The sequence below is a fragment of the Sinomonas sp. genome, from assembly GCF_036848755.1.
Lineage (GTDB): Bacteria > Actinomycetota > Actinomycetes > Actinomycetales > Micrococcaceae > Sinomonas.
In genome coordinates this window covers 1-9,651 of sequence record NZ_DAIUJO010000061.1, presented here as the reverse complement: position 1 = coordinate 9,651, position 9,651 = coordinate 1, and the positions used below count along the sequence as shown (strand labels likewise).

Annotated in this window: 8 protein-coding genes and 1 tRNA gene; 5 read left to right on the top strand and 4 right to left on the bottom strand. The window is 67.3% G+C overall.

From position 1 onward, the window contains the following. Window positions 1-161 precede the first annotated feature (161 nt). From V7053_RS11215 to V7053_RS11205, 3 genes are read right to left on the bottom strand one after another with little or no spacing between them, the layout of a single operon-like run. The gene (locus tag V7053_RS11215) at window positions 162-1,127 is read right to left on the bottom strand and encodes an NUDIX hydrolase (RefSeq protein WP_443022608.1); all 966 of its coding nucleotides are present in this window, start codon (window positions 1,125-1,127) and stop codon (window positions 162-164) included. Continuing rightward, window positions 1,111-1,620 (bottom strand): RidA family protein, encoded by a 510-nt coding sequence (locus tag V7053_RS11210; RefSeq protein ID WP_334172355.1) that lies wholly within the window; start codon window positions 1,618-1,620, stop codon window positions 1,111-1,113. Before V7053_RS11210 ends, V7053_RS11215 begins: the two co-directional genes overlap by 17 nt. Further along, window positions 1,617-1,775 carry a DUF4177 domain-containing protein gene (locus V7053_RS11205; RefSeq protein ID WP_138414528.1) on the bottom strand — a complete coding sequence of 53 codons (159 nt, stop codon included), beginning with the start codon at window positions 1,773-1,775 and terminating at the stop codon, window positions 1,617-1,619. Before V7053_RS11205 ends, V7053_RS11210 begins: the two co-directional genes overlap by 4 nt. A gap of 37 nt (window positions 1,776-1,812) precedes the next feature. Here V7053_RS11205 and V7053_RS11200 point away from each other — a divergent pair, with 37 nt between their 5' ends. From V7053_RS11200 to V7053_RS11180, 5 genes are all read left to right on the top strand, one after another. Beyond that, window positions 1,813-4,137, top strand: a complete 2,325-nt coding sequence (locus tag V7053_RS11200; protein WP_334172354.1) for a transglycosylase domain-containing protein — start codon at window positions 1,813-1,815, stop codon at window positions 4,135-4,137. A gap of 113 nt (window positions 4,138-4,250) precedes the next feature. Beyond that, window positions 4,251-5,135, top strand: coding sequence for a metallophosphoesterase (locus V7053_RS11195; protein WP_443022610.1), 885 nt, complete (start codon window positions 4,251-4,253; stop codon window positions 5,133-5,135). Between the two features lie 82 nt (window positions 5,136-5,217). Further along, entirely contained in the window at window positions 5,218-7,152 is a 1,935-nt protein-coding gene (locus V7053_RS11190) for an ABC transporter ATP-binding protein (RefSeq protein WP_334172352.1), read from the top strand. After that, window positions 7,149-8,996, top strand: coding sequence for an ABC transporter ATP-binding protein (locus V7053_RS11185; RefSeq protein ID WP_334172351.1), 1,848 nt, complete (start codon window positions 7,149-7,151; stop codon window positions 8,994-8,996). Before V7053_RS11190 ends, V7053_RS11185 begins: the two co-directional genes overlap by 4 nt. Before the next feature lie 97 nt (window positions 8,997-9,093). Beyond that, a tRNA-Pro gene (locus tag V7053_RS11180) sits at window positions 9,094-9,170 on the top strand. Between the two features lie 72 nt (window positions 9,171-9,242). Here V7053_RS11180 and V7053_RS19070 read toward each other — a convergent pair. After that, a complete protein-coding gene (locus V7053_RS19070; RefSeq protein WP_443022609.1) occupies window positions 9,243-9,647 on the bottom strand; it encodes a helix-turn-helix domain-containing protein in 405 nt (134 codons plus the stop codon). Between the last annotated feature and the right edge of the window lie 4 nt (window positions 9,648-9,651).

Here is a 9,651-nt window from a genome sequence, read left to right as displayed (position 1 = left end):
TCCCAGCTTCACCGTCTCGGGTACGCCAACTCACCCCCCACCCCATCTCGGGTACACCAACTCAACGGCCGGCGCCTTCCACGCGGAAGGCACCGGCCGTCGTCGTCGGTGTTGTGTACCCGAAACGCCCAGAGACGCTGATAGCTGCACCCGAAATGGGCTCAGGGGAGAGTATCTGTACCCGAAACGGAGGGGTGGGGAGGGTGGGGGGCGGCTACAGCGGAGAGAGCAGCGGTCGCGGGGGCTGTGCTCGGTGCCTCGACGCGGAGCCACAGCTTCCCATCCTCCTGCTCGAGCTGAGCCTGATAGGTATGGGTCGAGCGCTTGAGGTTGAGGTACGCGATGCACCCCTTTGCCTTCGCGATCTTCTCCAGGATGATCTCGCTCGCCGGCACCAAGAGTTCGGCCAGGGCGAGACCCTTCGTGTTCTCTTGGCCGATGTAGTCTCCGAAGACGGACGTCTCCCGGTCCTTCAGCAGCCGAGCAGGCAGCACCCATTCGCCCCAGACTCCTCGGCTCGGAAGCAGCATCGGCGTCTGGCCGACGGGAAGCGTCGCGGCGAAGTAGCGCGTGTCGAAGCGGCGGTGGGCGAAGTCAGGTGAAACCCAGTGAACGAGCGGCCGAAGGAGATCAGTCCGCAGGCCGAGGCCGCGCTTGGCCATGAGGTCGGCAAAGCTGATTTCCTCGTTGGCCACAGCCTCGCGCGCCCGCGTCCATTCGGGGGTCCCGGTGCCCTCGACCACGGTCGTGGCGTCCGAACCCGCCAAAAGCACTCCCGTCTCCTCGAAGAGCTCCCGAATGGCCCCCACGACGTGGGCCCGGGCGGTGGAGAACTCCTCGACACCCAGCGCCTCGGCCCATTGGCCGACGGAGGGGCCGAACCAGTCGAACGTGTCGTTGTCGGCGTTCTGAACCGAACCGCCGGGGAAAGCGACAACTCCGAGCGGCGAATCGCCCGGACGATAGGCGAGCCACGTCTCCGTGCCCTCAGCCGAGTCTCGAACGAGAACAACAGAGGAGGCCTGCCGCGCGGTCCGCGGCGGGCGATCCGCCTCCTCGAGCCAGCTGCGCGCCGCCCCCTGAAGCCGCTTGGGGACGATGAAGCGGCGGCTATGCGAACTCAGCAATCAACTCCACCTCGACCGGTGCGTCAAGCGGCAGGACCGCGACGCCGACGGCGGACCGGGCATGCGCGCCCGCGTCGCCAAACACCTTGCCGAGCAGTTCCGAGGCGCCGTTGACGACGCCGGGCTGCCCCGTGAACGACGGATCGGAGGCAACGAAGCCCACGACCTTGACGATGCGCGTCACGCGGTCGAGGTCGCCGATCTGCGCCTTGACCGCCGCGAGCGCGTTGATGATGCACAGCTCCGCGTACCGCTTTGCGTCCTCGGAGCTGACCTCGGCGCCGACCTTGCCCGTCGCGGGCAGCTCGCCCTTGACGAACGGAAGCTGCCCCGACGTGTAGACGAAACCGCCGGCCACGGCGGCGGGAACGTACGCGGCGACCGGCGCGGCCACCTCGGGGAGGTTCAGGCCCAGATCGGCGAGACGACGTTCGACGGCGCTTGCCGCTCCGAGCGACGCGCTCTCGGCGGTGCCGGCCTGTGCTTCGCTCATGCCTGCTTCTCCCTCTTCATGTACGCCACCAGTCCGTTTCCGCCGGGGCCAGGAACAACCTGAACGAGCTCCCAGCCGTCCTCGCCCCACTGGTCGAGGATCTGCTTGGTAGCGTGGACGATGAGCGGTACGGTCGCGTACTCCCACGTGGTCATAAAATCCAGAGTAATCGGTCCCGGTAGACTGCCCTACATGGCCTCTGGCAAGAACCCGCTCTTCGACACTGCCACAACGCTCGGCAAGATCCTCGCCTTCCTCGGAATCAGCGCGATCTGCGGAGTGCTCGTGGCAGGTCTCATGGTGCCCGCGGCCGCGGTCACGGGGAGCGCTGCAAACGGCTCGGTCCAGTTCTTCAACAGCCTGCCGAGTGAGCTCACGGTCACCCCTCCCGGGCAGGTCACGAAGATCCTCGCCTCGGACGGCTCGCAGATTGCCACGCTTTTCAGCGAGAACCGGACGCAGGTTCCGCTCGACCAGATGTCCCCCAACATCAAGAACGCGATCGTCGCGATCGAGGACTACCGCTTCTATCAGCACGGGGGCGTCGACATGACAGGCATCCTCCGCGCGCTCGTCTCGAACGTCCGTGGTGACAAGCAGGGCGCCTCGACGCTGACCCAGCAGTATGTGACGAATGTCATCAACGAGAACCTCATCTCGCAGGGCAAGCAGGCGCAGGTCGTGCTCAACGGCCAGAAGGGCGTGGGCGACAAGCTGCGCGAGATGAAGCTCGCGATTGCACTCGAGAAGCAGTACTCGAAGGACCAGATCCTTCAGGGCTACCTGAACATCGTGTTCTTCAACAGCAATGCGTACGGCATCCAGGCCGCGAGCCAGTACTTCTTCTCGGAAGACGCCAAGAACCTGACCCTGCCGCAGGGCGCACTCCTCGCCGGTCTCGTCAACAGCCCCTCGGGGTACGACCCGACCCAGCACCCCGAGGCCTCCAAACAGCGACGCAACCTCGTGCTCGATGCGATGCTCCAACACGGATACATCAATCAGAAGCAGCATGACGACGCCGTCAACACCCCGATCCAGCTCAAGCTGAATCCCCCGAAGCAGGGGTGCGCGTACGCGTCGCAGGCGCAGTACTTCTGCGACTACGTGGTGAACCAGATCCAGAACGATCCCGCGTACGGCGCGACGACGGACGACCGAGTCCAGAAGCTCACCCGCGGCGGCCTGACGATCAAGACCACGCTCGACCCGCGCCTCCAGGGGCCCGCACAGCAGCAGGTCGATTCGACCGCGGGAGCGAACCCGGACAAGTGGTCGTCCTCCCTCGTGACGGTGCAGCCCGGCACCGGCAAGGTCCTCGCGATGGCCCAGAACACGAGGATCGTGGCCGGCCAGGGAACGGACTTCCTCACCTCGTACAACTTCAACGTCGACAGCGCCGACGCCAACGGCAATCCGCTGGGTGGGATCGGAGGCATGCAGCCCGGCTCGACGATGAAGCCGATCACGCTCGCGGCGTGGCTGAACGAGGGCAAGCCGACGAACCAGATCGTGGACGCGTCCCAGCGCCGGTACCCCGCCAATTATCCGTGGAAGACGACATGCCAGAAGGTGCAGGGCATCTACGATTCGACGGTGCCGGGCTCGGTGGACCTCCAGAACGACGAGCCCAACTGGTACCGCCCGATGACCGTTCGCGAGGGCATCTACCAATCGATCAACACCGCGACCTTCGCCTCGGCCGCGGCGCTCAATGACTTCTGCGACATCCAGCGCGCTTCCGACGCGATCGGCATGCACCTCGGCTCGGGGAAGAACGAGAAGCTCGACATGTCGACGCTCGGCAACCTGCTCGGTGGTTCGAACGTCTCGCCGATGACCATGGCGAACGCCTTCGCGACGTTCGCGAGCAACGGCACTCTCTGCCAGCCCATGTCCATCACCGAGGTGGACGACGCCCAGGAGAAGAAGATCGGCGGCCAAAGCCCGAGCTGTCAGGCGAATTCGCTGAAGCCCGACGTCGCCAAGGCAGTGACGAACGTCCTCCAAGACGTGCTGACCAAGGGTTCGGGCTACAACATCAAGGACGCGAACGGGCAGACCATCAAGCTCGGCGTCCCTGACGCCGCGAAGACCGGTACCAACCAGTTCAACGGCCAGACCTGGGTGGTCGGCTACACGAAGGGCCTCTCGACGGCGTCGTTCTTCGGCGACGCCTTCAAACCGGCGGGCCACATCGGGCAGAATGTCACGATCAACGGACGCTTCTACCCGAGCGTCGACGGTGCCTACATTGCCGGGCCACAGTGGGCGTTCTACATGCAGCAGGCCGCCCCGCTGTACGACCACGGCGACTTCGACGCCCCGCCCCAGAGCCTGATCACGGGCACCTCCTCGCAGCCGCAGGTCCAGACCCCGAGCAACACGACCGGGCAGGACACCACGCAGGGCGGCGGGACGACGAGCCAGAACCAGACGGTGCCGTTGCCGACGACCTTCCCCGTGCCTACCAGCTTCCCGCAGCCGACCGTGGCGCCGACCAAGAAGAAGGGCTGATGGTCACACTCAGCGGCGCCGCCGCCGGTTCGGGACGGACCGTCGCCCCTGCAGCACAGAGGACGACGGCGGCCCTCGTCAGGGGGGCGAAGCGCGCGGGGATCCTGGCCAGCATGGGTGCCACTGCGGGAGTCGCCGCAGCGGCGTACGGCTGGTGGGAGAAGGACCAGTTCCGCCTCCGAGAGGAGACGGTGCAGATCCTCCCGAAAGGTTCGTCACCGATCCGTGTCCTCCATCTGAGCGACATCCATTTCGTCCCGGGGCAGTCCAGGAAGGCGGCTTGGCTCGCGAGCCTCGCCGAGCTCTACCCCGATCTCGTGGTCAACACCGGCGACAACCTGAGCCACGTGGACGGCGTCGCCCCGCTCCTCGAAGCCCTCGGGCCGCTCCTGCGCTTCCCCGGGGTCTTTGTCCCCGGCTCGAACGACTACTACGCGCCTGTCGCGAGGAACCCTGCCTCATACTTGCTCGGGCCCTCCAATCGACGCCCGCTTCCGGACCGCATCGAGCTCGACTGGCAGGAGCTCTTCGGCGGCTTCGGCGCCGCCGGCTGGATCAACCTCACAAATCGCTCGCAGTCGGTGATTTTCGACAGGCTGCGCTTCGACTTCTCCGGCGTCGACGATCCCCACCTCAAGCGCGAGCAGTATGCCGACTGGCCCCGCGGCTCGTCCGGCCACGACAGAGAACCGCACGTGAAGGTCGCCGTGATCCATGCTCCCTACCAGAGGGTGCTCGACCACTTCACCGACACTGGCGCCGACTTGATCCTGGCCGGGCACACCCACGGTGGCCAGATCTGCCTCCCGGGGTACGGGGCGCTCGTCTCGAACTGCGACCTGCCAACATGGCGCGCGAAGGGCCTCACGAAGTGGGAGCACGCAGGCAACTGGGCCCAGCTCAACGTTTCGGGCGGGATCGGCACGTCGCGCTTTGCACCCATCCGCATCGCGTGCCGTCCGGAAGCCGTCCTGCTCACGCTGACCGGCCGCCCGTAGGCCCAGCTCCCCCACTCTGGAGACATTGGCGTAGGGTAGTTGCCACAGCTAACTACTTCTAGCCGAAGGTGTGAGCGACGGCATGCCCGCACAGGCCCCCGCCAATCATCAGATTTCCTTCCGCAGCAGCCTTGCGCGGCTCGCCCCGGAAGCGCGCCCGATCATTCCGAGACTTCTCGCTGGCCTCGGCGTCGGGCTCTCGGCGTCTGTCCTTGCCGTGCTCGTCCCACAGGTGTTCCGCGCGGTCATCGACGCACTGCTCCGTCCTGGGGCCGGTCCTTCGGCGGTCGTGTGGGCGTCCGCCGTCGTGCTCCTCATGGGCGTCCTCGAAGCGGTGCTGACGTTCCTGCGCAGGATCTTCGTGCTCGACCCGGCGACGAACGTCGAGGCCGCGCTGCGAGTCAAGCTGTACCGCCACCTGCAGGTGCTCCCGGTCTCGTTCCACGACGGGTGGGGATCGGGTCAGCTGCTCTCGCGCGCGATGACCGATCTCAACATGCTCCGCCGTTGGCTCGCGTTCGGCGCCATCTATCTCGTGATCTCGTTCGCAACCGTGATCGTCGGCATCTCGATGCTGTTCACCATCTCGTGGCAGCTCGCGCTCATCTTCCTCGCGGCCGCGGTCCCGATCAGCATCTACAGCTTTCGGTTCCGTCGCCAGTACGTCGCCGCGTCTCGGCGCAGCCAGGACCAGGCCGGCGACCTCGCGACGGCTGTCGAGGAGTCGGTGCACGGCATCCGCGTGCTCAAGGCCTTCGGGCGCAGCAGGGAAGCGCTCGAGAACTTCGCGCTCCAGGCGGAGGGGCTGCGGGAGACGGAGGTCACGAAGGCACGTCATCTCGCGGTGTTCAGCATGGTCGTGACGCTGCTCCCGGAGCTCGCGCTCGGCACGGGGCTCATGGTCGGCCTCTGGCTCGCCGCGACCGGGCAGATCACCGTCGGGGCCCTTGCGGCGTTCTTCGCCACCGCGGCGGCCGTTGCCAACCCCGTCGAGATGTCCGGGGCGCTCGTGGGCATGGCGCTCACCGCGAAGACTGCGATCGACCGCCACTACGAAGTGATGGACGAACCCGTGGCCATCACCGACCCGACCGAGCCGGCCCACGCCGGCTCGCTATCGCCGTCGGCCGCCCCGCTCGGGACGCTCGCCTTCCGCGACGTGCGCTTCGCCTACGAGCCCCCGCGCTCGGGCCGCGCGACGCCCCGCACACGAGATCGGGCCAATCAAGCGCCGAACCGCGCGGGAATGCCCGACGACGGCGCTCGCCCGGTGCTCCGTGGGATCAACCTTGAGCTGGTCCCCGGCGAGACGATGGCCCTCGTCGGCGTCACCGGGTCGGGCAAGAGCACGCTCCTCCAGCTCGTTCCCCGCCTCTACGAAGTGAGCGGCGGCGCCGTCGAGATCGACGGGGTCGACGTGCGGAGCCTTCCGCTCGCCGAGCTGCGGCGTGTCGTCTCGGTCGCGTTCGAGGATACGACGCTCTTCTCGAGCTCGGTGCGGGACAACGTGCTGCTCGGCGCCCCGGTGCGGGAGGGACCAGAGGCCGAGGCGACCCTCGAGGAGGCGCTCGACGTCGCGCAGGCACAGTTCGCGTACGCACTCCCTGAGGGCGTCGACACACGGATCGGCGAGGAGGGGCTGAGCCTCTCCGGCGGCCAGCGGCAGCGCATCGCGCTGGCACGGGCCATTGCGGCGAAGCCGTCCGTCCTGGTCCTCGACGACCCGCTCTCTGCGCTCGACGTCGCGACCGAGGAACGCGTCGAGTCCCGCCTCCGCGAGGTGCTCGCCGAGACGACGACCCTCATCGTCGCCCACCGGCCCTCGACGGTTGCGCTCGCCGACCGGGTTGCCCTCCTCCGCGACGGCGTGATCGACGACGTCGGAACCCACTCCGAGCTGCTGGCGCGGAACCCCCACTATCGCTATGTGATCGCGAGCCTCGACACCGAGCCGCGGGACCTCGACAGCGAACTGGACTCCGACGACAGTCTCGACGACCTCGAGGAGGCCCGATGAGCCCCGCGTCCCGCGCCGTCGTGACGCCCCGCGCCGTAGCCCCGAAGGACCATGCGGAGGACGAGGTTGATCTGACCCGCGAGGATTCGCGCGCCGTCCGACGCCGCTCGCTCCGGCTCCTGCGGGATCTCATCCACCCGGTTCGGGTGCGTTTCTGGGCGACGCTGGCTATGGTCGTCGTCTCGCAGGCGACCAAGGCTGCAGGGCCAGCGATCATCGCATTCGGCATCGACAACGCCCTGCCCGCGCTCATCCAGGGGCGCTCGCTGCTGGTGTGGCTCGCCGGCGCGACGTATCTTGCGGCCGCCCTCACGACGGCGCTCCTGACAGCCGGCTACGTGACGTCCACCGCGAAGCTCAGCCAGACGATGCTCCTCGACCTGCGGGTCCGGGTGTTCCGGCATACGCAGCGCCTCAGCCTCGACTTCCACGAGCACTACACCTCGGGTCGCATCATCAGCCGCCAGACCTCGGACCTCGAGGCGCTGCGCGACCTGCTCGATTCGGGGGTCAGCTCCCTCGTCTCGGGCGTCCTGTTCATGCTGTTCACGGCCACCACGGTGTTCCTCCTCGACTGGATCTCGGGGCTCATCATGCTCGCAGCCGCCATGCCCATGCTCGCCCTCGCCCGGTGGTACCAGATCCGCTCGCAGATCGCCTACCGGGCATCGCGGGTCGCGTCCGCCCGGCTCATCGTGCACTTCGTGGAGACCATGACGGGGATCCGCGCGGTCAAGGCCTTCCGCAAGGAGCCCGAGAACAACGAGGAGTTCGGCGGTCTCACCGAGGAGTACCGCAAGGTGACGGCACGTTCGATCCAGCTCAACGGCATCCTGCAGCCGGGGCTCGTGCTCATCGGCAACATCACGGTCGCCGTCGTCCTCCTCGTGGCGGGTCTGCGCGTGCTCAGCGGGGCGCTCGCCGTCGGCGTCCTCCTCGCCCTCGTCCTCTCGGTCAAGCGGTTCTACCAGCCCATTGCGGACATGGCGATGTTCTACAACTCCTTCCAAAGCGCCCAAGCCGCGCTCGAGAAGGTCTCCGGGCTGCTCGAAGAGGTCCCGACCGTCACCGCTCCGCGCGACCCGGAACCGCTCCAGGACCCGCGCGGAACGGTCCGTTTCGACCGTGTCGGGTTCCGCTATGGCGACGGCCCCGTCGTGCTGCCCGAGTTCAGCCTGGACATCCCGGCTGGCCAGACGGTCGCGCTCGTCGGCGCAACCGGCGCTGGCAAGTCGACGCTCGCGAAGCTCGTGGCTCGGTTCTACGACGTCAGCTCGGGTGCGCTCACGCTCGACGGCGTCGACCTCCGGCGGCTTTCGACGCCGGACCTGCGCCGCGCCATCGTCATGGTCACCCAGGAGGCGTTCCTCTTCAGCGGCTCCGTCGCGGACAACATCGCCTTGGGGCGTCCGACGGCGTCGCGAGAGGAAATCGAGGAGGCAGCCAAGGCTGTGGGCGCACACGAGTTCATCTCGGCGCTGCCGGACGGCTATGACACGGACGTCAACAAGCGCGGCGGGCGGGTGTCCGCGGGCCAACGACAGCTCATCTCGTTCGCCCGAGCATTCCTCGCCGCGCCCGCGGTGCTCATCCTCGACGAGGCAACCTCCTCGCTCGACATCCCGTCGGAGCGCCTCGTGCAGGCTGGCCTCTCGCGCCTCCTCGCGCGGCGGGGCCGAACCGCGATCATCATCGCCCACCGCCTCTCGACCGTCGAGATCGCGGATCGGGTGCTTGTCATGGACGGGGGCCGCATTGTCGAGGACGGCACTCCCGAGGAACTCATTCGCGGTGGTGGACGCTTCGCGGCGCTTCACGGAGCGTGGCGCGAGTCCCTCGTCTGAGGGCTCTCCGACTGGGCCAGAGTCGCTCCCCGATTTCACGCCGGGGACTCGGATCGGGTATCCTGTATGAGTTGCTCGGGGGAACCCGGTGACGGATCGGGATGTAGCGCAGCTTGGTAGCGCGCTTCGTTCGGGACGAAGAGGTCGCAGGTTCAAATCCTGTCATCCCGACCACAAAGCCGCGGAAACCCAAGGGTTTCCGCGGCTTTTCAGTTGGTGAAACTTGACCCGGTCATCAAAAACCCATCACTTTGACCTCCCGACGGCGCCCCGGGACCGCTGCGCTCCGACAGACGCCTGGTTGCTCTGGTCGCTTCCGGTTCCCATGGGGGAATGCGGTGCACCTGTCCGCCATGGACACCGAACACGCCTCAGAGAACCCCGGGGGACCGGAGAGCCTGCTGGACGTGAGCGAGCTGGCCGCCTATCTCGGGGTGCCGGTCTCCACCGTCTACGACTGGCGCACGAACCCTGGGCTCGAACCCGCCGAACGCGGAGGACTGGACCGATGCGGCATGCGGAACTCCGGCGGCCCCCGGACGCCAGCGCCTTCAGCACGGTGGTCCTGGAGATCCCGAGGTCTCTGGCGATCCGAGGCTTGGGCATCCCTTCAGCCAGATGAAGCCTGCGGATAAGGGCCCAGTCTTCCAATCTG

Excerpts from the sequence above, each read along its gene's own strand:
- V7053_RS11195 (WP_443022610.1), top strand. The coding sequence starts at position 4,251 with ATGGGTGCCACTGCGGGAGTCGCCGCAGCGGCGTACGGCTGGTGGGAG.
- V7053_RS11210 (WP_334172355.1), bottom strand. The coding sequence starts at position 1,620 with ATGAGCGAAGCACAGGCCGGCACCGCCGAGAGCGCGTCGCTCGGAGCG.
- V7053_RS11200 (WP_334172354.1), top strand. The coding sequence starts at position 1,813 with ATGGCCTCTGGCAAGAACCCGCTCTTCGACACTGCCACAACGCTCGGC.
- V7053_RS11205 (WP_138414528.1), bottom strand. The coding sequence starts at position 1,775 with ATGACCACGTGGGAGTACGCGACCGTACCGCTCATCGTCCACGCTACC.
- V7053_RS11190 (WP_334172352.1), top strand. The coding sequence starts at position 5,218 with ATGCCCGCACAGGCCCCCGCCAATCATCAGATTTCCTTCCGCAGCAGC.
- V7053_RS11185 (WP_334172351.1), top strand. The coding sequence starts at position 7,149 with ATGAGCCCCGCGTCCCGCGCCGTCGTGACGCCCCGCGCCGTAGCCCCG.